Source organism: Pseudomonas sp. 273 (assembly GCF_029201425.1).
In the GTDB taxonomy this organism is placed as follows: Bacteria; Pseudomonadota; Gammaproteobacteria; order Pseudomonadales; family Pseudomonadaceae; genus Pseudomonas; species Pseudomonas delhiensis.
The window spans coordinates 6,497,809-6,518,844 of the sequence record NZ_CP116775.1; the positions used below are offsets into that span (position 1 = coordinate 6,497,809).

Below are 21,036 nucleotides of genomic sequence, written 5' to 3' on the forward strand. Positions count from 1 at the left end.
CTCAGCGGGCGATGGCCTGAAGTTGCCGGTAGATCTTGTCGATCTGCGCGGGCAAGGCTTCGGCCTGCTGCGTCACATGATGGCGCAGTTCGGCGCTGAAGAACCGCTCCTCGGGCAAGCGCTGCAGTGCCAGCTCATCAAGCACCCCGTTGAGCTTGCGGTGCAGCACCGCTTCGTCCTCGTCGAAGCACAGCACCGGGAAGGCGGCCTGCCGGTGCAGGTCCAGCAGACGCTGGTTGTAGGCCGCCCAGATGGCGAAGGCGCGCTCGCGCGGCATGCCGCCGCGGGCATCCAGGGACTGCGCCACGGCCTGCGGGTGGCGGAAGATGCCAACATAGCCCAGGGAAGGCAGCAGCTGCTGCCAGCCCTCGATCACCAGGACCGCCCGCGGGTCCTTGAACCCCCAGCGCGGCACCTCGCGGTAATCGTCGATCAGCGCCCGGGCTTCGGCGAACTCGGCATCACTCCAGCGGATCGGCACGTCGGGCGGGTTATCCCAGGCGAAGCCACGAGCCGCCAGGACGCGATCGTGGAAGCCGACGATGTCGAGGTTCTCGCGGTTGCCCTTGAGGTTGTGCGGGTTCCAGGTGCTGTGCTTGCCCAGCTCGAGGCCGGCCTGCTGCAGCGAACCGGTCAGGAAACTGGTGCCGCTACGATGCATTCCGACCACCATCAGGGTAGTGGCGGGCAGCTGCGGGGCCGTTTCACCCTTTGATTTGAACAAGGCTTGAATGAACCGCATCCTGAGCTCTTTTTGTTGGTTTTTTGTTAATTCGGCAGGGATCGCACGAAAATCGCGAGGCTTTTCTGGAACCGCATTGTGGTTAAATGGATACCCCATTTCAATCCAATAAAAAAGAAATGAAGTACAGGGATATCGTCCTCTACGGCGTCTACACCGATCTGCGTACCGAGGTGGCCCGGCGCTTCCTGGGGTTCCTCTGGTGGATCATCGAACCGGTGATGTACATGGGGGCTTTCTACATCGTCTTCGGCCTCGCCCTGCGCCAGAACACCCCCGGCTACGTCCCGATGCTACTGTCGGGCATGGTGGTCTGGAAATGGTTCGACGGCTCAGTCCGACTGGCCAGCAACGCCCTCTCGGCGAATGCCGGGATCATCCAGCAGATCTACGTGCCCAAGTACGTGTTCGCGCTGATCCCCATCCTCAGCAACACCTTCAAGTTCCTGATCATCCTCGGCCTGCTGATCGTCGCCCTGCTCGCCAGCGGCCATGTGCCGAGCGTGCACTGGCTGGGACTGTTACCGGTGATGCTGGTGCAGTTGTTTCTTATCGTCTCAATCGGCTTCCTGCTCGCCGCCATCCTGCCCCTCGCACCCGACTTAAAGCAGGTTGTGGATAATGTGCTGATGCTGATGATGTTCCTCTCTGGCGTGTTCTTCAGCGTCGACCACCTGCCCGAGAAGATGAAGCTGTTCTTCAACCTCAACCCGATGGCGCCGGTGATCACCGCGTACCGGGACATGCTCCTGCACAACGCCTGGCCATCCTGGGCCAGCCTGGCCTACGTGATACTGGTTTCGTTGCCGATCTTCGCGGTCGCGTGCGGCTTGCTGCACTACTATGACCGTAAATACGCCAAGCTGATGCTGTGAGGCCAGTAGTGAAGAACGATGTCATCCTCACCGCCGATCGCATAAGCCTCTGCTATCGCCAGCGCACCGGCGTGCTGCGTTACGAAAAATTCTGGGCGCTCCAGGACGTGTCCTTCGAACTCCACGAGGGCGAGACCCTGGGCCTGATCGGCGGCAATGGCGCCGGCAAGAGCACCCTGCTGCGGGTCATCGCCGGCATAGTCGAGCCCAACCACGGCCGCATCCAGCGCCACAAGCGCCTGGTGGCCAGCCTGCTGGCCCTGAACGTGGGCTTCAAGACCGACCTGTCCGGGCGCGACAACGCCATCATCGGCGGCCTGTTGCTAGGCCTGTCCGCCCGGCAGGTCCGTACTCGCCTCGATGAAATCCGCGAATTCAGCGGCCTGGAGAACTTCTTCGAACAGCCGGTGGCCAGCTATTCCACCGGCATGCGCGCCCGCCTGGGCTTTTCCGTGGCCATGCACGCGGACCCGGACATCCTGCTGATCGACGAGGTGCTCGGGGTCGGCGACCAGACCTTCAAGGATCGTTCGCAGCAGGCGATGCAGGAGAAGATCCGCTCGAACAAGACGGTGGTCCTGGTCTCCCACAGCCTCGACGCGGTGAGCAAGCTGTGCGACCGGGTGCTATGGATCGAGAAAGGCAAATCGATCGACTGCGGCGCGACCGACGAGGTGCTCGGGCATTACGACCGGGTGATCAAGGAAGTGGTACGTGAACAACGCAAGGCCCAGCGAGAGGCATTGATGGCCAAGGCCGATCCGGCGTAACGCGGAGCGGCCGATCAAGGGGGCACATTGATAATGACAACAACAAGAAAAGTCCTGGTCGTTCTCGGTATGCACCGTAGCGGCACCAGTGCGATTACCAAGGGATTGGAACTGCTCGGCGTGGAGCTGGGCAACAACCTGATGCCGGCAGCGAAGGGCAACAACGAGCGCGGCTTCTTCGAAGACCTGGATATCCACAACTTCAACCAGCAGCTCATCAGCGAAGTCCTGGACAACGACTGGGACAGGCTCGAGCCCCTGCAACTGGACAGGCTGGGGGCCGAACACAGGTCCGCAGCGCAGCGCCTGCTGGCGGAAAAGCTGCCCGAACGCCGCCCCTTCGCCTTCAAGGATCCCCGGGTCAGCCTGCTGCAGCCCTTGTGGGAATCGGTATTCGACAGCCTCGCCATCGATCATCGCTACCTGATCTGCGTGCGCAACCCGCTGAGCGTTGCCGGCTCGCTGTTCAAGCGTGACAGGCTCCACCCGCTGAAGGCCCAGTTGCTGTGGTGCCATTACATGCTGGCCGCCTTGCGGCATACCCAGGGCAAGCCCCGTGTCTTCGTGGATTTCGACTTGCTGTTCGAAGAGCCGCTCAACGAACTCGAGCGAATCGCGAAAGCCTTCGAACTACCTCAGCCTGACCGGGCGGCGGCAGACGTGCGCGCTTATGCCACCGACTTCCTGGCGCCGGCCCTGCGCCACAACCACAGCCACGATGAGCAACTCGAAGACCCGCGCCAGGCGTTGGCGCTGACCAGAGACCTGTTTCGGCTCCTGAAGCGCCAGGCCGATGCCTGCTGCGCGGATGAAATCGACGACGGGCAGCTGCGGGAACTGGAGAGCCGCTACGAGGAGCTGCTGCCGATTCGCCAGGACCTGGATCGAATCTACAGCGACCGGGACCGGCTCGAGACGCACCTGCTCATGATCAGCAACGATCACTTCAACCTGCTCGAGAACACCGACGGAATCTCCCGCCCGGTGTCGCTGGACGCATGGCGGGAGTACTACGCGAAGGAACTGCGCAAGGATCTCATACAGGCCCGCCGCGAAGAGGCCCATCACCGGCAGCTCCTGCAACACGAATGCTGGCGGCTGGAGGATCAGCTGAAAATCGCCCAGTCGCAGAAAGAAAGCGTGCAACTGGAGTTGCAGCGCATCTACATGAGCAACTCCTGGCGCCTCACCGAGGCGTTGCGTGCTCTCAGGCGCGCCCTGGTGACAACGCCCCTGAAGCTGCTGCGCGGCGAGGTGAAGATCAACCCTGGCAAGCCGCAGGCAACGGACCTGGACCGGCTAGGCTACGAAACCGACGCCGAAGCCGGTCGCTGACAATCCACCGCCCCCACCGGGCGGGCTCAATGCCCGCCCTTGCCCTGCTCCAGGGTTTCCAGCAGGGCGATCTGCATCCGCGAGTGCAGGCGGATGAACCAGCGCCAGCCCACCGCCAGCGCCAGCGCGGCCACCAGGCCCACCACCACCAGCAGCTCGCCCGGCGGCAGGATGCTCGAGCTGAGCGCCGCCAGCAGCAGCATCATGCCGCCCAGGGACAGCAGCGGGATCATCTCGGCGATCACCCGGCGCACCCGCGCGGTGTGGCGCCCGGCGCTCTCGGCCTTCACGCCCATCTCCGCCAGCAGCATGGCCAGGGCCTTGAGCTTGCGGTAGGCGGCGATCAGGAAGGGCAGCGACAGCAACAGCGCGGCGCCCCAGATCAGCGCCTTGTGCAGCGCCTCGTGCTCGACCCAGTTGGCCAGCCACTCGGCGATCCGCCCGGCGAAGAACGCCAGGCCGAAGAAGATGGCGATCACCAGCACCAGGTTCACCCCAACCTGCAGCAGGATGCGCCGGATCATCCCGGCCAGCACCGCCTTGTCGCCGCGCGGACGGATGCTGCGCAGCCATTCGCCGTACAGGCCGAACACCCGCACCATGGGCGAAGGCAGGGTGCGCCCCAGGTACAGCGCCAGGGGGTCGGCGGAGCGGATCAGGTAGGGCGTCAGCAGCGTGGTGATGGCCGACACCCCGACCACCACCGGGTAGAGGAAGTCGCTGGTCACCCCCAGGCTCATGCCCAGGGCGGCGATGATGAAGGAGAACTCGCCGATCTGCGACAGGCCCATGCCCACGCGCATCGAGGTGCGCCCGTCGTTGCCGGCGATGAAGGCGCCGGTGCCGCAGGACACCAGCTTGCCGAGCACCACCACCAGGGTGATGACCAGGATGGGCGCGGCGTAGTCCACCAGCACCCGCGGGTCGATGGTCAGGCCGATGGCGACGAAGAAGATGGCGCTGAACATGTCGCGCACCGGCTCCATCAGCCGCTCGATCTGCAGCAGCTGGCGCGACTCGGCCATGATCGCGCCGATCAGGAAGGCGCCCAGCACCACGCTGTATTCCAGCTTGATCACCAGCAGGCAGAAGCCGAAGCACAGGCCGAGCACCGTCACCAGCAGCATCTCGTTGCTCTCGAACTTCGCCACGTAGGCCAGCAGGCGCGGCACCAGCAGGATGCCGACGACCAGCGCCACCACCATGAACAGGCTCAGCTTGCCCACCGTGGAGGCCACCTGGTCGGCCTCCACCGTGCCGCTCACGGCGATGCCGGAGAACAGCGCGATGATGCCGATGCCGAGGATGTCCTCGATGATCAGCACGCCGAAGATCAGCTGGGCGAAGCGCTCGTTCTTCAGCTTCAGGTCGCCCAGCACCTTGATGATGATGGTGGTCGAGGACATCGCCAGGATGGCGCCGAGGAACAGCGAGTCCATGGTGTTCCAGTCGAACAGCCGGCCGATCTCGAAGCCGGCCCAGATCATCAGGGTGATCTCCAGGAAGGCGGCGATGAAGGCCGTGGCGCCGACCTGGAACAGCTTGCGCAAGCTGAACTCCAGGCCCAGGCAGAACATCAGGAAGATCACTCCCAGTTCGGCGAGGGTCTTGATGGTCTGCTCGTCGTGGACCAGGGCGAAGGGCGGCGTGTGCGGGCCGATGATCACCCCGGCGATGATGTAGCCGAGCACCACCGGCTGCTTGAAGCGGTGGCAGAGGATGGTGACGAAGCCGGCGATCAGCATGATCACCGCGAGGTCCTGGATGAAGTCGATGGCGTGCATGGCGGCGGTCCTCGCGCGATGAGACAGTGGGGGATCGCGCGACCAGCGGCCCCGCTAGGCCGCCAGACTATCAAACGGCCAGCGTCTTCGAGGCCGCTGAAAAACCCGGTAACAGACGTTCCCGCTGGCGCCGCCCGCTGCGCCCGGATGACGCAGGGGCAATAGCCGGAAACAAAATCCGGCTGGCCGCTGGCGGCCAGGCTCGGCAACATGGCGCGCGTCGTATTCCAACCAAGAGAATGACCCCGATGAAGCGCTTTCTCAGCCTTGCCATGGCCTTCTGTGTCGCCGTGACGCTCAGCCTCGACGTCAATGCCGCCAAACGGTTCGGCGGCGGCAAGAGCATGGGCTCGGCGCCCAGCCACCAGACCCGCCAGGCGCAGCCGAACACCGCCCCGAACACCCCCAACGCCGCCGCCCCCGCAGCCGGTGCGGCCGCAGGCGCCGCCGCGGCCGGCGGTGCGTCGCGCTGGCTCGGCCCGCTGGCCGGCATCGCCGCCGGCGGCCTGCTGGCCTCCATGTTCATGGGCGACGGCTTCCAGGGCATGCAGTTCCTCGACATCCTGATCATCGCCCTGATCGCCTTCGTCGTCTTCCGCTTCATCGCCGCCCGTCGCCGCCAGCAGGCGCAGCCGGCCATGGCCGGGCACGCCCCGCTGCAACGCGAGATGCCGGCCGCCCAGCCGTCGCCGTTCGGCGCCACCGCCCGTGCGGCCGCCGCCGCCCCGGTGATCAACGCACCGAGCTGGTTCGACGAGCAGCGCTTCGTCGGTGCCGCCCGCGAGCACTTCCTGTCCCTGCAGCAGCACTGGGACGCCAACGAGATGGACAAGATCGCCGAGTTCGTCACCCCGCAGATGCTGCAGTGGCTGAAGCAGGAACGCGCCGAACTGGGCGACGGCTACCAGTCCACCTACATCGACAACCTGCAGGTGCAGCTGGAAGGCGTCGACGACCAGGCCGACAAGACCATCGCCACCCTGACCTTCAGTGGCCTGTCCAAGACCTCGCGCTTCGACCAGGGCGAAACCTTCAGCGAAAGCTGGCGCATGGAGCGCGCCCAGGGCCAGGACCAGCCCTGGCTGCTGGCAGGTATCCGCCAGAACGGCTGATAGCTTCTGCCGTAGCGCTGTCCGCTTAAGCAAGACAGAACGCCGTTTCCCTTCCGGGAAACGGCGTTTTCGTTCCTGGCCGGTATGCACTGGCCCTGTGGGAGCGAGACAGCCATCCGTGCCAGGGTGTCCGGCGCGGCCGGTGAGTCCAATCGCGGACGAAGTCCGCCCCTACGCCCCCACCGCTGTCCCACCTGTAGGAGCGCGCCCTGCGCGCGATTCGCGGGCAGGGCCCGCTCCTACGACCGTGCGTCCTGGAACCGTGGGAACGGACTTTGTCCGCGATTTGGCGGATAACGCCGTAGGCGTTATGCGCCCTACGGGTTTCCAGCGAAACCTCCGAGCGCACCGGAACACCCCTCTCCCCCAGGGAGAGGGCTGGGGTGAGGGTACGGAACCACCCCCGCCCCCACGGCCACCGGCCTCCTCCCAACCCAACCCCTTCCACTCGTCCGCCAGACACCCCCAACGTGAACTTGCGCCCAGGGCCGGCTACTACTGTATAAAGCGCGCCAGTCAATCGAGAGGCCCCTGCCGTGGAAGATGTCATCGACCAATTGCGTGAACTCAACGAGCCCGTCCCTGTCCCCCTGGAGCTGCCGGACGAGGAACTGCTGGTGGAGATCGAGGAAGAGCTGCTGATCGGCCTTCCGTCGGAATTCCGCGAGTTCCTCCTCAAGGTCAGCGACGTCATCTACGGCCGCCTGGAGCCGGTCACGGTAACCGACCCGCACTCCCACACCTACCTGCCGGAGGTGGCCGCGGTGGCCTGGGCGATGGGCCTGCCGCGCGAGCTGATACCGCTCTGCGCCGATGGTGACGACTACTATGCGGTGGCCCAGGACGGCGAGGTGGTGCTCTGGGCGGACGGCGAACTGACCGAAGAAACCTGGGACTCGGTGTGGACCTGGGCACGCGACGTATGGTTGGACACCTGAGCCCGGACCACTGAATTTCCAAGCGGAGCGGTTGTCACAGTGGCTACCGAGCGTGTACCCAAACCTTCTGCCAAGGCCGGTCCACGATGTCCCTTGGAGACTCTATGAAGCTGAAATACCTACTCCTCAGCGCGCTGCTGCTCGGCCTGGCCGGCTGTGCCGACAAGGCCGTGGTGACGCTGAACGACGGCAGCGAGGTCCTGGTCAAGGACCACGCCGATTTCGACAAGTACCACGACTACTATGAATTCGAACAACTAGACGGGCAGACCATCCTCATCCGCAAGGAAAACGTCCGCTACATCAAGACCGAGTGACGCGCCCTCAGCGCGTCACGCTCACTCCCGACTCCAGCGCCAGCAGATTCAGCAGGTACTGGCCGAAGTAGGCCAGGTCCTGTTCGATGGCCGCCCGCGCGGCGCGGGCATCGCCCCGCCAGATCGCGTCCAGGGCGTGTTCGTGGAAGTCGTTCAGGCGCAGCGACAGGTCGGCGCCGGTGAACAGCCGGTTGAAGAAGGGCCCGACCTGCAGCCAGAGCGCCTCGATCATGCGCAGCAGCGTGGGGTTGCCGCAGGCGTGGTAGAGCGTCAGGTGGAAGCGGCTGTTGTGCTCCAGGTAGGCCTGGACGTCGCGCCGCTGCACGGCCTGCGCCATGGCCCGGGTGCAGTCCTCCAGGACCTCGATGTCCGCCCCCTGCAGGCGCGGTACCCCATCCTCGACGGCGAGCCCCTCCAGTGACTGGCGAATCTGCAGTATCTGCAGGAAGCGCTCGCGGGTCATCAGCGGCACCCGCAGCGAGCGCTGCGGCTCGCCCTCCAGGGCACCCTCGGCGACCAGCCGCTGCAGCGCGGCGCGCACCGGCATCGGGCTGGTGCCCCATTCGTCGGCCAGGTCGCGGATCTTCAACCGCTCGCCGGGCTGGAAGCGCCCGCTGAGCAGGGCCTGGCGCAGGTTCTGGTACAGCTGTTGCTGGAGGTTCTCGGCCATGGCGTCACTCCGCGCGGGCCGGGGGCGCCGGCAGTTGGGCGAAGGTCAGGCTGCATTCGTGCGTCATTTCGAATCGTCCTCGTCGGGGCCCCTTGCCAGGGCCGCACATTTTTGTGATCACAAATACTGTTGCGTCGAAGATTAACAGGCGTCACCCAGCATGTATTGACTTTTTTGTGATCACAAACGGAAGATGTGCAAAAAAACAAACGAGGTGTGCAAGATGACCGCCAGCGGAATCGCCCAACAGGCCGTGGATGTATTCACCGCCCGCGAACGCCAACGCTTCCTGGAGCAGAACCCGAAATCCGTGGCCCTGGCCGAGCGCGCGCGCAACTCGCTGTACGCCGGCGTGCCGATGCACTGGATGGCCGACTGGTCCACCCCCTGCCCGCTGTTCGTCGAGCGCGCCAAGGGCGCCCGCTTCTACGACGTTGACGGCCACGAGTACGTGGACTTCTGCCTGGGCGACACCGGCACCATGTTCGGCCATTCCCCCGACCCGGTCGCCAGGGCGCTGGCCGAGCAGGCCAACAACGGCCTGACCACCATGCTCCCGGGTGAGGACGCCGTGGTCTGCGGCGAACTGCTGGCCGCGCGCTTCGGCCTGCCGTTCTGGCAGGTCACCGCCACCGCCACCGACTCCAACCGCTACGTGCTGCGCTGGGCCCGCGCCATCACCGGGCGCAAGACCCTGCTGGTGTTCGACGGCTGCTACCACGGCACCGTCGACGACGTCATGGTGCGCTACCGCGACGGCCAGACCGTGCCGCGTTCCGGGCTGGTCGGCCAGGCCTACGACCTGACCCAGTACAGCCGCTCCATCCCCTTCAACGACGTCGAGGCTCTGGAAGCCGCGCTGGCCCGGGGCGACGTCTGCGCCCTGCTGTGCGAGCCGGCGATGACCAACATCGGCATGGTCCTGCCCGATCCGGGCTTCCTGCAGAAGTGCCGGGAGCTGACGCGCAAGTACGGCGCGCTGCTGGTCATCGACGAAACCCACACCATCTCCACCGGCATCGGCGGCTGCACGAAGCTGTGGAACCTCGACCCGGACTTCTTCGTGGTCGGCAAGCCGATCGCCGGCGGCGTGCCCTGCGGCATCTTCGGCTGCAGCGCGGAAATGGCCGAGAAGATGCTCGCCTCGCGGCAGAAGGCCCAGGAAGACAGCCATGGCCACGGCCACAGCGGCATGGGCACCACCCTCTCGGCCAACGCCCTGGCCATGCACTGCATGCGCGCCAACCTGGAACAGGTGATGACCCAGGCCGCCTACGACCACATGCTGCCGCTGGCCAGGCGCCTGGCCGACGGCTTCCGCCGGCTGATCGCCAGGCACGGCCTGAAATGGTCGGTGACCGAACTGGGCGCGCGCAGCGAATTCCAGTTCTGCCCGGTATCGCCGCGCACCGGCGCCGAGGCCGAGGCCGCCTTCCACGACGAACTGCAGATGGCCCTGCACCTGTACCTGATCAACCGCGGCATCCTGATCACGCCGTTCCACAACATGGCCCTGTGCTGCCCGGACACCACCGAGGCCGACGTCGACCGCCTGATCGACACCCTGGATGCGGGCATCACGGAGCTGCTGGCGATTCCCGGGGCTCGCGAGGCCTGAACGCCACACCACTCCCTGCAGGAGCGAGCTTGCTCGCGAACGCTCTTCCGAAACGTCGCCGCGAGAACGGTTCGCGAGCAAGCTCGCTCCTACACAAAGAACACCCGGCGCGCCGCGCCAACCGAGGACCACCATGCAATTCGCCGATCGAAAGGAAGCCGAAGCCTTCCTCGCCGCCCACCCCGAGGTGCGCAGCATCGAGCTGTTCATCATCGACGCCAACGGCATCCCCCGCGGCAAGCTGCTGCACCGCGACGAGCTGCTGGCCATCTACGACAACGGCCGGCCGCTGCCCAGCTCGATCCTCGCCCTCACCGTGCAGGGCGAGGACGTCGAGGGCACCGGGCTGGTCTGGGAAGTGGCCGATGCCGACTGCTGGACCTACCCGCTGCCCGGCAGCCTGACCCTGCAACCCTGGCGCAGCTCGCCCACCGGCCAGCTGCAGGTCAGCATGCACCCCACCCAGGGCCTGCCGGCCACCCCGGCCGACCCGCGCCAGGCGCTGGTGCGGGTGGTCGAGCGGCTCAAGGCCGATGGCTTCCACCCGGTGATGGCGGTGGAGCTGGAGTTCTACCTGCTGGACAAGCAGCGCGACGCCCAGGGCCGCCCGCAGCCGGCGGTGCAGATGAACGGCGTACGCCCGCAGGCGCCGCAGGTCTATGGCGTGTACGAGCTGGAACAGGTGCAGCCCTTCCTCGACGACCTCTACGCCGCCTGCGAGGCCCAGGGCCTGCCGGTGCGCACCGCCATCTCCGAATACGCCCCCGGCCAGCTCGAGCTGACCCTGGAACACCGCTTCGACGTGCTCCAGGCCATCGACGAAGGCGTGCGCTACAAGCGCCTGGTCAAGGGTGTGGCCAACAGGCACGGGCTGCAGGCCTGCTTCATGGCCAAGCCGTTCGGCGATCGCGCGGGCTCCGGCATGCACCTGCACGTCAGCCTGGCCGATGCCGAGGGCAACAACCTCTACGCCAGCGAGCTTTCCGACCTTGAAGGCCCGCAGGGCACGCCGCTGCTGCGCCAGTCCATCGGCGGCATGATGGCCACCCTGCTCGACTCGCTGGCCATCTTCTGCCCCAACGCCAACTCCTTCCGCCGCTTCCAGGCCAACAGCTACGCGCCGCTGGCCAAGAGCTGGGGGTGAACAACCGTACCGTGTCCTTCCGCGTGCCCGGCGGGCCGGCGCAAAGCCGGCACATCGAGCACCGCATCTGCGGCGCCGACGCCAACCCCTACCTGGCCGCCGCGGCGATTCTCGCCGGTATCCACAAGGGCATCCGCGAGCAGCTCGACCCCGGCGCGGCCATCGAGGGCAACGGCTACGAGCAGGCCCGCGAGTTCCTGCCCACCGACTGGCTCACCGCGCTGCGCGCCCTGGAAGCCTCCGGCTGGGCCCGCGAGGCGCTGGGCGAGGAGTTCCTCAAGGTGTTCCTGGCCATCAAGTGGGAGGAGTACCGGCAGTTCATGGGCGAAGTCGGCGAACAGGACTGGCGCTGGTACCTGCACCACGCCTGAACCGCGACCATCAGTCGCCTGCGAAAGCTCCAGCGGGATTTACGAAAAAATTACCCTGGCAAAGCGAAGATTCTGGTCTTTTCTTGGTCAGTAGAGACAGAGGGCCGCCCGTGCGGCCCTCTTCCTTGCGGCGTGCCGCCACTGCCTGACGGCGCGCCGTTTCCCTATCAGGCAGGGAGATCACTCAGTCAATGAGCACACCCGTTGTTCTGATCACCGGGGCCGCTGGCGGCCTCGGCAAGGCCATCGCCAAGCGCTTCGCCCAGAGCCACTGGCGCATCGCCGCCACCGACGTCGACAAGAGCGGGCTGCATGCGCTCAACGCCCAGGTGCCGCTGGATGCCAGCGCCGTGGCCGACCTGCGCCGGGCGGACAACTGCCAGAGCCTGGTGGCGGACATCCTCGCCCGCACCGGGCGCCTGGACGCGCTGATCAACGCCGCCGGCGTCTGGCGCGAAGGCCCGGTGGAAAGCTTCAACGAGGACGACTTCGACCTGGTCCTGGGGGTCAACCTCAAGGCCGCGTTCTACATGTGCCAGGCCGCCACGCCCTACCTCAAGGAGAACCGCGGCTGCATCGTGAACATCTCCAGCGACTCCGGGCGCCAGGCCTACCGCGGCTCGGGGCCTACTGCGCGAGCAAGGCGGCGCTGACCATGCTCACCCGCACCCTGGCCCTGGAGCTGGCCAGCGATGGCGTGCGCGTCAACGCCATCTCCCCGGCCGACATCGCCACGCCCATGCTCGACTACCAGGCCGAGCGCTACGGCCAGGGCAACCCGGCCGCCTACAAGATCGCCCTGCTGCGGGATTATCCACAGGGCAAGGAAGCGCGCTTCATCCGCCCGGAAGAAGTCGCCGACCTGGTCTGGTACCTCTGCGGCCCGCAATCCGAGGCCATCACCGGCGCCGACCTGGCCATCGACTTCGGCCTCTCCGCCGGCCGCTGAGCCGCGCCGCGCGCCAATCGCCCGGCGATTGGCGCGCGCCCCTGTTCGCCGGGGCCAATGGGGGGTATAGAAAAGAGTGTGTCGCAAGGCCAGGCGCAGTGCGTCCAGTCTTGGTCCCCCCACCCGCCCTGCGAGAGCGATATGGAACCCGGCAACCACCAACTCAGCATGACCGTCCTGATGACCCCGGACATGGCCAACTTCTCCGGCAACGTCCACGGCGGCACCCTGCTCAAGTACCTCGACGAGGTCGCCTACGCCTGCGCCAGCCGCTACGCCGGCCACTACGTGGTGACCCTGTCGGTCGACCAGGTGATCTTCCGCGAGCCGATCCACGTCGGCGAGCTGGTGACCTTCCTCGCCTCGGTCAACTACACCGGCCGCACCTCCATGGAGATCGGCGTGAAGGTGGTCACCGAGAACATCCGCGAGAAATCCGTGCGCCACACCAACAGCTGCTTCTTCACCATGGTGGCGCTGGACGACGAGCGCAAACCCACCTCCGTGCCGCCGCTGCAGCCGGCCACCCGGGAGGAGCGCCGGCGCTTCGCCCAGGCCCAGCAGCGCCGTCAGCTGCGCCAGGAGCTGGAGCAGCGTTACCAGGCAATTCGTGAAGAATGGGACAAGGATGCCGACATTTCTTGACAAGATTTCTCAAGTGCCACTGAAAAAGTCCGGCGCGTCAACGAGTTAACCTTGAGCGTCGGCAAGGCCGAAAGCCTTGCCAGCGCCTAGACTTGCCCAATCCGCGGGTTTGCCCCCGTGATCCACCTTCGAGCCGCCGCCCGCCCGGGGCGCTGGCTCCCTGCGTGCCCGGAGCCCAGACCATGCACCACACACCGCTACTGACCACCCTCGCCGTCGGCTTCGTGCTGGCCTTCATCCTCGGCGCCCTGGCCAACCGCCTGCGCATCTCGCCGCTGGTCGGCTACCTGCTGGCCGGCGTGCTGGCCGGGCCCTTCACCCCCGGCTACGTCGCCGACCAGGCGCTGTCGACGGAAATCGCCGAACTGGGGGTGATCCTGCTGATGTTCGGCGTCGGCCTGCATTTCTCGCTGAAGGACCTGCTCTCGGTGAAGGCCATCGCCATCCCCGGCGCGGTGGTGCAGATCGGCGTGGCCACCCTGCTCGGCATGGGCCTGGCCTGGATGATGGGCTGGCCGCTGGGCGGCGGCCTGGTGTTCGGCCTGGCGCTGTCGGTGGCCAGTACCGTGGTGCTGCTGCGCGCCCTGGAGCAGCGCCAGTTGATCGACACCAAGCGCGGGCGCATCGCCATCGGCTGGCTGATCGTCGAGGACCTGGCCATGGTCCTCACCCTGGTGCTGCTGCCGGCGCTGGCCGGCACCCTCGGCGGCAAGGCCGAGGACGGCGCCAGCGGCGGCATCCTGCTGCCGATCCTGCTGACCCTGGGCAAGGTGGTGGCCTTCGTCGCGGTGATGATCCTCGGCGGCCGCCGCGTGGTGCCCTGGGCCCTGGAGAAGATCGCCGCGACCGGCTCGCGCGAGCTGTTCACCCTCGCCGTGCTGGCCATCGCCCTGGGCATCGCCACCGGCTCGGCGGTGGTGTTCGGCGTGTCCTTCGCCCTCGGCGCCTTCTTCGCCGGGATGATCCTCAACGAATCCGAACTCAGCCACGAGGCGGCGGAAAACTCGCTGCCCCTGCGCGACGCCTTCGCCGTGCTGTTCTTCGTCTCGGTGGGCATGCTGTTCAACCCGGCGATCCTGATCCACGAGCCGCTGCCGGTGCTGGCCACCTTCCTGGTCATCGTGTTCGGCAAGTCGGTGGCCGCCTACGTCATCGTGCGCTTGTTCGGCCACCCCAACAGCACCGCGCTGACCATCGCCGCGAGCCTGGCGCAGATCGGCGAGTTCTCCTTCATCCTGGTCGGCCTGGGCGTGACCCTCGAGCTGCTGCCCGAGCAGGGCCGCGACCTGGTGCTGGCCGGCGCCATCCTGTCGATCCTGGTCAACCCGCTGCTGTTCATCGCCATCGAGCGCCTGCAGGCGCGCAAGGAAGCCGCCCAGCCCAGCGAAGCCCAGGCGCAGGACGAAGACCTGCCGCCGCCGGTGCGCGAGCACGAGCACGCCATCCTCATCGGCCACGGCCGCGTCGGCGAACTGGTCAGCGCGCGCCTGCAGAAGGACGGCACGCCTCTGGTGGTGATCGAGGACAAGCGCGAGAAAGCCGCCGAACTGCGCGAGCGCGGCCTGAGCGTGGTGGTCGGCAACGCCGCCAACCCGGAGGTGCTGGCCCTGGCCAACATCACCACGGCGCGCTGGCTGCTGATCGCCATCCCCAACGGCTTCGAGGCCGGGCAGATCGCCAGCCGCGCACGGGCGGCCAACCCCGAGCTGGACATCATCGCCCGCGCGCACTTCGACGCCGAGGTGGAGTACCTGGAGCAGAACGGCGCCAACCTGGTGATCATGGGCGAACGCGAGATCGCCCAGGGCATGTACCAGCGCGTCGAACAGCACGACACCCCGGCGCCGCAGCCGGATGGGCTGCCGCAGTCGGCTTGAATCCGCGGCGGGTGCCGGTCGCTACTGGCGCCGCCTGGAGGATAGCGGCTGACGCACCCTCAGATCGCCTTCGCCTCGAACCGCACCCGCGGGTGCGCAATGCGGTCCTGGGCGCGCACCAGTTCCAGCTCGTAGCTGCCGCAGTGCTGGGTTTCCAGCAGCACCTCGTGCACCGCCGCGGCGGTGAACTCGAAGGCCGTGCAGGGCGCTTCGCCCAGCAGCAGGCGGGCCAGGAACAGGCCGGAGGTCAGGTCGCCGACGCCCACCGGCTGGCGCGGGAAGGCCAGCAGCGGGCGGCGCAGGTGCCAGCTGCCCTCGGCGCTGACCAGCAGCATCTCGAAGGCGTCCGACGGCTTGCCCGGGTAGTTCAGGTGCTTCACCAGCACCGCCTTCGGGCCGCGCGCCAGCAAGCTGCGGGCCATGTCCACGCAGTCCTCCAGGGAGCGCGGGCTGCGCTGGCAGAAACTGTCCAGCTCCAGCTGGTTGGGGCACAGGTAATCGGCCACCGCGGCGGCCTCCTGGAGCAGGAACTCGCCGACCTCCGGCGCCACGATGCAGCCCTTGTCCGGGTGGCCCATCACCGGGTCGCACAGGTAGATGGCCCGCGGGTTGGCCTCGCGGATGCGCGCCAGCGCCTCGAGGATGGCGCGGCCCTGGGCGGCGCTGCCCAGGTAGCCGGACAGCACGGCGTCGCAGTTGCCCAGCTCGCCGATGGCGGCGATGCCTTCCACCAGCGCCGGAATCTGCTCCGGCGGCAGCACCTGGCCGGTCCAGTGGCCATACTGGGTATGGTTGGAGAACTGCACGGTGTTCAGCGGCCAGACGTTCACCCCGACGCGGCGCATCGGGAACACGGCGGCGCTGTTGCCGGCATGGCCGAAGACGACATGGGACTGGATGGCGAGGACGTGGGGGGTACGCGACGACATGGCGAATTCCTGCAACTGGATGTGTCAGTATGGGGCGCAATTCACCACCTGGGAACCAGCGGCTCTCGCCGCTTTCCTACAGACTCGGTAAGCTGAAGCGCCTCTTCCCGAGCGGAGCCTTGAAGTGACCTTGGGCAACCTTTTCGTATTCCTCCTGCTGGCCACGGCCGCCGCCTGGTGGTGGCGCGCCCACGGCATCCGCGAGCGCGCCCTGCAGCTGGCGCGCCAGCACTGCGCGCGGCAGGGGGTGGAGCTGCTCGACGAGAACGTCGCCCTGCGTCGCCTGCGCCTGCGCCGCGGCGCCAACGGCATGCTCTGCCTGGCCCGGGAATACGGCTTCGAGTTCACCGCCAGCGGCCAGGACCGCTACAACGGCAGCATCACCATGCTCGGCCAGCGCCCCGGCCCCATCGAGCTGGAGCCCTTCCGCTTCCACCCCGAGCCCCACGAGGTGCGCGCGGTGGTGGAAATCGCCCAGGCCCTGCCGGCCCCCGAGCCGGAAGCCGCGCCGCCGCGGCACAAGGCCGAGGTGGTGCGGCTGGACGAATGGCGCCGCAACCACTCGAGCAAGAAGGTCGGCGACTGACCTATTCGTGGCCGAGCAGGAAGCGCGCCACCCGCTCGGCGCTGTCCTGGGGATATTCCTGCATGAAGCAGTGCCCGCCGGCGACGTTCTGCCCGCCGACGTGGGTGTTCTGCGCGCACCAGCGGGCCACCGCCTTGGGCACGAAGGGGTAGGTCCGCTCGCCGAACAGCACCAGGGTCGGCGTGCCCACCTTCGCCAGCGACGGCCACAGGCGCTTGGGGAAGGAACTGAAGATCTCCGCCTCGCGGCTCGGCCGGCACTTCAGCTCAACGCCGCCGTCCACCGCCTTGATGGCGTTCTCCACGTAGGCCCATAGCGCCTCGTCGGTCCAGCCCCGGAAGATGCCGCGGCCGTGCAGGCCGGCGTAGGCGGCGGCACGGTCCGGCCACTGGCTGCGCCGGGCCCTGGCCTTCTGCACCATGGTCCGCCGCTCGTGCAGGCCGAGCACCTCGGACAGCGCCATCACGCCGATCATCGCCGGGGTGAAGAGCACCGGGTCGAGCAGCACCGCGCGCTCGAACAGTTGCGGATGGCGGGCGAGGATCAGGCTGCTGAGCACCCCGCCGAAGCTGTGCCCGCAGGCATGGCGCGGCACTTCGCCGTAGGCCGCGCGGCCGGCCTCGAAGGCCTCCACGGCCATCTCGGCGTTGCGGTTCCAGCCGTGGAAGCGCCCGCCGTGGTCGCTGTCGCCGTGGCCCTGGACGTCGCACAGCCAGAGGTCGAAGTCCCGCGCCAGGTGCTTGAGCATTGGCTCGTAGGCACGCCCGCAAAAGCCGTTGCCATGCAGGAAGTGCAGCAGTGGCTTGCCGCTGGGTTCGCTGCGCCAGCCACGCAGGGTGAAGCCGGCGGAACAGGGATGGGACCAGGCGATCAGCTGCATCGGACGTTCTCCTCGAAGGTCGCGCAGTGTAGCGACCCGCAGTCGCGCCGGACCAGTGCCCGGACGTGCTATGGTCGCGCTCCGCCCACCCGCCCCGAGCACCATGACCTTCAACCGTCCCCTGCGCCTGATCCTCGCCAGCCTGCTGGTGCTGGCCGGCCTGCTGCTGTCGGTGTACTGGGCGGGCGAGAAGGCGCGGCACCGTTCGCTGCTCGCCGAGGCCGAGGCGGCCCACGAGCAGCTGGGGCTGTACGTCAGTTCCCTGCGCACCCTGCTGGAGCGCTACCGCAGCCTGCCGGCGGTGCTGGCCCTGGACCCGGAGCTGCGCCAGGCCCTGGCCGGCCCGGTGCAGGGCGATGCGCAGCGGGCGCTGAACCTCAAGCTGGAGCGCATCAACGCCGCCGCGCGCTCCTCCACCCTGGAGCTGCTCGACCGCGACGGCCTGGCCGTGGCCGCCAGCAACTGGCGCCTGCCGACCAGCTACGTCGGCCACAACTACGCCTTCCGCCCCTACTTCCGCCAGACCATCGCCCAGGGCACCGGGCGCTTCTACGCGGTGGGCGTGACCACCGGCATCCCCGGCTACTTCCTGGCCAACGCGGTGCGCGACGAGGCCGGGCGCTTCCTCGGCGCCATCGTGGTCAAGCTGGAGTTCCCCGACCTGGAACAGCAGTGGAGCCAGACCCCCGACCTGGTGCTGGTCAGCGACACCAAGGGCATCGTCTTCCTCGCCAACCACCCCGGCTGGCGCTACCGCGAGCTGCAGCCGCTGGACACCTTCGCCCGCCTGGAGCTGGCGCAGACCCGCCAGTACGACCGCCAGCCGCTGACCCCGCTGCAACACCGCACCCTGCAGCCGCTGGGCGAGGACAGCCGCCTGGTGCGCGTCGGCGCCAGGGGCGACGAGACCGACTACCTCTGGCAGTCCCTGAGCCTGCCCGACGACGACTGGACCCTGCACCTGCTGCGCGACGCCCGCGGCGTGCAGAGCGACGTCGCCACCGCGCGCCTGGCCGCCGCCGGGGCCTGGCTGGCCCTGGTGTTCCTGGCCATGCTGCTGCAGCAGCGCTGGCGCATCGCCCGCCTGCGCCAGCGCAGCCGCGAGGAACTGGAGCGCCTGGTGGAGCAGCGCACCGCCGACCTGCGCACCGCCCAGGACGGCCTGGTGCAGGCCGCCAAGCTGGCGGCCCTGGGGCAGATGTCGGCGGCCCTGGCCCACGAGATCAACCAGCCGCTGACCGCCCAGCGCATGCACCTGGCCAGCGTGCGCCTGCTGCTGGACGCCGGGCGCAACGACGAGGCCCGCGCCGCGCTGGCGCGCCTGGACGAGCTGCTGGAACGCATGGCCGCGCTGACCGGCCACCTGAAGACCTTCGCCCGCAAGACCCCCGGCGGCCTGCGCGAACGCATCGAGCTGGGCCACGTGCTGGAACAGGCCCTGCAATTGCTGACGCCGCGCATCCGCGCCGAGCAGGTGGAGATCAGCCAGGTGCTCAGCGTGCCGGCCTGGGTGCTGGGCGACGCCATCCGCCTGGAGCAGGTGCTGGTCAACCTGCTGCGCAACGCCCTGGACGCGGTGGCCGGCGCCGAGCGCCCGCGCATCGAGGTGACGCTGCGCCACGAGGGCGAGCAGTGGAGCCTGGAAATCGCCGACAACGGCCCGGGGATCGCCGGCGAACACCTGGGCAACGTCTTCGACCCCTTCTTCACCACCAAGCCGGTGGGCGAGGGACTCGGCCTGGGACTGGCGGTATCCTACGGCATCGTCCACGAACTCGGCGGCCGCCTGGAGGCCGCCAACCGTCCCGAGGGCGGCGCGCTGTTCCGCCTGGCGCTGCCCGCCGCGAGCGAAGAGACATGACCGAACACGTGATTTTCGTCGATGACGAAGCCGCCATCCGCGAGGCCGTGCAGCAGTGGCTGCAGCTCTCCGGCTTCGAGGTGCGCCTGTGCAAGAGCGCCGAGGAGTGCCTGAGGAACCTGGAGCGCGGCTTCGCCGGCGTGGTGATCAGCGACGTGCGCATGCCCGGCACGGACGGCCTGGCCCTGCTCGAACGCCTGCAGCAGCTGGACCGCGACCTGCCGGTGATCATGGTCACCGGCCACGGCGACGTGCCCATGGCGGTGCAGGCCATGCGCGACGGCGCCTACGACTTCATCGAGAAGCCCTTCACCCCCGAGCGCCTGCTGGACAGCCTGCGCCGCGCCCTGGAGAAGCGCCGCCTGGTGCTGGAGAACCGCCAGTTGCGCGAGCAGGCGACGCTCAAGGACCAGGTGGCCTCGCGCCTGCTCGGCGTATCCAAGCCCATGGAAGCCCTGCGCCGCCAGGTCATGGCCCTGGCCGACACCCCGGTGAACGTGCTGATCCGCGGCGACACCGGCAGCGGCAAGGAACTGGTCGCCCGCTGCCTGCACGACTTCGGCCCGCGCGCCGGCAAGCCCTTCGTCGCGCTGAACTGCGCGGCCATCCCCGAGCAACTGTTCGAAAGCGAGCTGTTCGGCCATGAAAGCGGCGCCTTCACCGGCGCCCAGGGCAAGCGCATCGGCAAGCTGGAGCACGCCAACGGCGGCAGCCTGTTCCTCGACGAGATCGAGAGCATGCCGCTGGCCCAGCAGGTCAAGCTGCTGCGCGTGCTGCAGGAGCAGCAGCTGGAGCGCCTGGGCTCGAACCAGAGCATCCGCGTCGACCTGCGGGTGATAGCCGCGACCAAGCCCGACCTGCTGGAGGAAGCCCGCGCCGGGCGCTTCCGCGAGGACCTGGTGTACCGCCTGAACGTCGCCGAGCTGCGCCTGCCGCCGCTGCGCGAAAGGCGCGAGGACATCCCCCTGCTGTTCGAGCACTTCGCCCGGCTGGCCAGCGAAAAGCTCGGCCGCGAGGCGCCGCCGCTGTCCACCGCCGAGCTGGCGCGGCTGCTGGCCCACGACTGGCCGGGCAACGTGCGCGAGCTGGCCAACGCCGCCGAGCGCCACGTGCTCGGCCTGGACCGCGAGGCGCAACTGGCCGCCCCCGCCGGCAGCGGCCTGTTCGAACGCATGGAGGCCTACGAGGCCGAGTGCATCCGCCAGGCCCTGAGCCAGTGCAAGGGCGACATCAAGGCGGTGATGGAACTGCTCGGCCTGCCACGCCGCACCCTCAACGAGAAGATGCAGCGGCACGGGTTGAGCCGCGGGGAATTCCTCGGCGAAGGCTGACGACCACCGCGCCGCCCCGAAACCGTAGGAGCGGACTCCGTCCGCGATTTCGCGCGCAGGGCGCGCGCCTGCAGGAGCACGATGTGGTGGCGCGGCGTAGGAGCGGATCTCATCCGCGAATCGCGCCTATACCTCCGGCTATCGCGGACAAGGTCCGCTCCTACAGGATAAACACCGTGCCCCACGGAAACCTGTAGGAGCGGGCCCTGCCCGCGAAATCGCGCGCAGGGCGCGCTCCTACATGGGTACGGTGTGGTGGCGGATCTCATCCGCGAATCGCGCCGGAACGTCCGGCTATCGCG

At 67.9% G+C, this 21,036-nt stretch carries 17 protein-coding genes and 2 pseudogenes; 14 read left to right on the forward strand and 5 right to left on the reverse strand.

Annotation, left to right across the window (positions count from 1 at the left end; translation table 11 throughout):
- Window position 1 precedes the first annotated feature (1 nt).
- Window positions 2-661, reverse strand: coding sequence for a sulfotransferase family protein (locus PKO50_RS29775; RefSeq protein WP_256595904.1), 660 nt, complete (start codon window positions 659-661; stop codon window positions 2-4).
- A 200-nt stretch (window positions 662-861) separates the two neighbouring features.
- Between PKO50_RS29775 and PKO50_RS29780 the strand changes: the two genes are divergently transcribed.
- The 3 genes from PKO50_RS29780 to PKO50_RS29790 all read left to right on the forward strand — a co-directional run bounded on the left by PKO50_RS29780 (window position 862) and on the right by PKO50_RS29790 (window position 3,722).
- Entirely contained in the window at window positions 862-1,617 is a 756-nt protein-coding gene (locus PKO50_RS29780) for an ABC transporter permease (RefSeq protein ID WP_074978273.1), read from the forward strand.
- Between the two features lie 8 nt (window positions 1,618-1,625).
- Window positions 1,626-2,387, forward strand: a complete 762-nt coding sequence (locus tag PKO50_RS29785; RefSeq protein WP_109935013.1) for an ABC transporter ATP-binding protein — start codon at window positions 1,626-1,628, stop codon at window positions 2,385-2,387.
- Window positions 2,388-2,456: 69 nt separating this feature from the next.
- Window positions 2,457-3,722, forward strand: coding sequence for a hypothetical protein (locus PKO50_RS29790; protein WP_146219620.1), 1,266 nt, complete (start codon window positions 2,457-2,459; stop codon window positions 3,720-3,722).
- A gap of 26 nt (window positions 3,723-3,748) precedes the next feature.
- On the opposite strand, the gene PKO50_RS29795 is transcribed toward PKO50_RS29790, so the two are convergent.
- The gene (locus PKO50_RS29795; RefSeq protein WP_109935015.1) at window positions 3,749-5,506 is read right to left on the reverse strand and encodes a cation:proton antiporter; all 1,758 of its coding nucleotides are present in this window, start codon (window positions 5,504-5,506) and stop codon (window positions 3,749-3,751) included.
- A gap of 248 nt (window positions 5,507-5,754) precedes the next feature.
- Between PKO50_RS29795 and PKO50_RS29800 the strand changes: the two genes are divergently transcribed.
- The 3 genes from PKO50_RS29800 to PKO50_RS29810 all read left to right on the forward strand — a co-directional run bounded on the left by PKO50_RS29800 (window position 5,755) and on the right by PKO50_RS29810 (window position 7,873).
- A complete protein-coding gene (locus PKO50_RS29800; RefSeq protein WP_089393937.1) occupies window positions 5,755-6,618 on the forward strand; it encodes a Tim44 domain-containing protein in 864 nt (287 codons plus the stop codon).
- Between the two features lie 536 nt (window positions 6,619-7,154).
- The gene (locus PKO50_RS29805; RefSeq protein ID WP_074980597.1) at window positions 7,155-7,556 is read left to right on the forward strand and encodes an SMI1/KNR4 family protein; all 402 of its coding nucleotides are present in this window, start codon (window positions 7,155-7,157) and stop codon (window positions 7,554-7,556) included.
- Window positions 7,557-7,660: 104 nt separating this feature from the next.
- Entirely contained in the window at window positions 7,661-7,873 is a 213-nt protein-coding gene (locus PKO50_RS29810) for a YgdI/YgdR family lipoprotein (protein WP_109935318.1), read from the forward strand.
- 7 nt (window positions 7,874-7,880) lie between these two features.
- Here the strand turns inward: PKO50_RS29810 and PKO50_RS29815 are convergent, their stop codons facing one another.
- Complete coding sequence (locus tag PKO50_RS29815) at window positions 7,881-8,543, reverse strand: GntR family transcriptional regulator (protein ID WP_109935317.1); 663 nt, start codon at window positions 8,541-8,543, stop codon at window positions 7,881-7,883.
- A 223-nt stretch (window positions 8,544-8,766) separates the two neighbouring features.
- Here PKO50_RS29815 and PKO50_RS29820 point away from each other — a divergent pair, with 223 nt between their 5' ends.
- The 5 genes and pseudogenes from PKO50_RS29820 (at window position 8,767) to ybaL (ending at window position 15,147) form a co-directional block, all read left to right on the forward strand.
- Complete coding sequence (locus PKO50_RS29820; protein WP_109935316.1) at window positions 8,767-10,161, forward strand: aspartate aminotransferase family protein; 1,395 nt, start codon at window positions 8,767-8,769, stop codon at window positions 10,159-10,161.
- A 133-nt stretch (window positions 10,162-10,294) separates the two neighbouring features.
- Window positions 10,295-11,676: pseudogene (locus tag PKO50_RS29825) on the forward strand (glutamine synthetase family protein).
- 191 nt (window positions 11,677-11,867) lie between these two features.
- Window positions 11,868-12,625 (forward strand): annotated as a pseudogene (locus PKO50_RS29830) (SDR family oxidoreductase).
- Window positions 12,626-12,766: 141 nt separating this feature from the next.
- A complete protein-coding gene (locus tag PKO50_RS29835) occupies window positions 12,767-13,270 on the forward strand; it encodes an acyl-CoA thioesterase (protein WP_089393931.1) in 504 nt (167 codons plus the stop codon).
- Between the two features lie 182 nt (window positions 13,271-13,452).
- Window positions 13,453-15,147, forward strand: a complete 1,695-nt coding sequence (ybaL, locus tag PKO50_RS29840; protein ID WP_109935314.1) for a YbaL family putative K(+) efflux transporter — start codon at window positions 13,453-13,455, stop codon at window positions 15,145-15,147.
- A 59-nt stretch (window positions 15,148-15,206) separates the two neighbouring features.
- On the opposite strand, the gene pdxY is transcribed toward ybaL, so the two are convergent.
- The gene (gene pdxY, locus PKO50_RS29845; RefSeq protein WP_109935312.1) at window positions 15,207-16,076 is read right to left on the reverse strand and encodes a pyridoxal kinase PdxY; all 870 of its coding nucleotides are present in this window, start codon (window positions 16,074-16,076) and stop codon (window positions 15,207-15,209) included.
- A 124-nt stretch (window positions 16,077-16,200) separates the two neighbouring features.
- On the opposite strand from pdxY, the gene PKO50_RS29850 reads away from it, so the two are divergent.
- Window positions 16,201-16,662 carry a DUF3301 domain-containing protein gene (locus tag PKO50_RS29850; protein ID WP_275628029.1) on the forward strand — a complete coding sequence of 154 codons (462 nt, stop codon included), beginning with the start codon at window positions 16,201-16,203 and terminating at the stop codon, window positions 16,660-16,662.
- Between the two features lies 1 nt (window position 16,663).
- Here the strand turns inward: PKO50_RS29850 and PKO50_RS29855 are convergent, their stop codons facing one another.
- On the reverse strand, window positions 16,664-17,542 hold the full coding sequence (locus PKO50_RS29855; protein WP_109935310.1) for an alpha/beta hydrolase: 879 nt from the start codon (window positions 17,540-17,542) through the stop codon (window positions 16,664-16,666).
- A gap of 103 nt (window positions 17,543-17,645) precedes the next feature.
- Between PKO50_RS29855 and PKO50_RS29860 the strand changes: the two genes are divergently transcribed.
- Both PKO50_RS29860 and PKO50_RS29865 read left to right on the forward strand, forming a co-directional pair.
- The gene (locus tag PKO50_RS29860) at window positions 17,646-19,403 is read left to right on the forward strand and encodes an ATP-binding protein (protein ID WP_109935309.1); all 1,758 of its coding nucleotides are present in this window, start codon (window positions 17,646-17,648) and stop codon (window positions 19,401-19,403) included.
- Entirely contained in the window at window positions 19,400-20,734 is a 1,335-nt protein-coding gene (locus tag PKO50_RS29865) for a sigma-54 dependent transcriptional regulator (RefSeq protein ID WP_275628030.1), read from the forward strand. Before PKO50_RS29860 ends, PKO50_RS29865 begins: the two co-directional genes overlap by 4 nt.
- Window positions 20,735-21,036 lie beyond the last annotated feature (302 nt).

Bases quoted from the DNA above. Each gene is read 5' to 3' on its own strand.
- PKO50_RS29775 (WP_256595904.1), bottom strand. From the start codon at position 661: ATGCATCGTAGCGGCACCAGTTTCCTGACCGGTTCGCTGCAGCAGGCC.
- PKO50_RS29780 (WP_074978273.1), top strand. From the start codon at position 862: ATGAAGTACAGGGATATCGTCCTCTACGGCGTCTACACCGATCTGCGT.
- PKO50_RS29790 (WP_146219620.1), top strand. From the start codon at position 2,457: ATGCACCGTAGCGGCACCAGTGCGATTACCAAGGGATTGGAACTGCTC.
- PKO50_RS29795 (WP_109935015.1), bottom strand. From the start codon at position 5,506: ATGCACGCCATCGACTTCATCCAGGACCTCGCGGTGATCATGCTGATC.
- PKO50_RS29800 (WP_089393937.1), top strand. From the start codon at position 5,755: ATGAAGCGCTTTCTCAGCCTTGCCATGGCCTTCTGTGTCGCCGTGACG.
- PKO50_RS29810 (WP_109935318.1), top strand. From the start codon at position 7,661: ATGAAGCTGAAATACCTACTCCTCAGCGCGCTGCTGCTCGGCCTGGCC.
- PKO50_RS29815 (WP_109935317.1), bottom strand. From the start codon at position 8,543: ATGGCCGAGAACCTCCAGCAACAGCTGTACCAGAACCTGCGCCAGGCC.
- PKO50_RS29820 (WP_109935316.1), top strand. From the start codon at position 8,767: ATGACCGCCAGCGGAATCGCCCAACAGGCCGTGGATGTATTCACCGCC.
- PKO50_RS29835 (WP_089393931.1), top strand. From the start codon at position 12,767: ATGGAACCCGGCAACCACCAACTCAGCATGACCGTCCTGATGACCCCG.
- ybaL (WP_109935314.1), top strand. From the start codon at position 13,453: ATGCACCACACACCGCTACTGACCACCCTCGCCGTCGGCTTCGTGCTG.
- pdxY (WP_109935312.1), bottom strand. From the start codon at position 16,076: ATGTCGTCGCGTACCCCCCACGTCCTCGCCATCCAGTCCCATGTCGTC.
- PKO50_RS29855 (WP_109935310.1), bottom strand. From the start codon at position 17,542: ATGCAGCTGATCGCCTGGTCCCATCCCTGTTCCGCCGGCTTCACCCTG.
- PKO50_RS29860 (WP_109935309.1), top strand. From the start codon at position 17,646: ATGACCTTCAACCGTCCCCTGCGCCTGATCCTCGCCAGCCTGCTGGTG.
- PKO50_RS29865 (WP_275628030.1), top strand. From the start codon at position 19,400: ATGACCGAACACGTGATTTTCGTCGATGACGAAGCCGCCATCCGCGAG.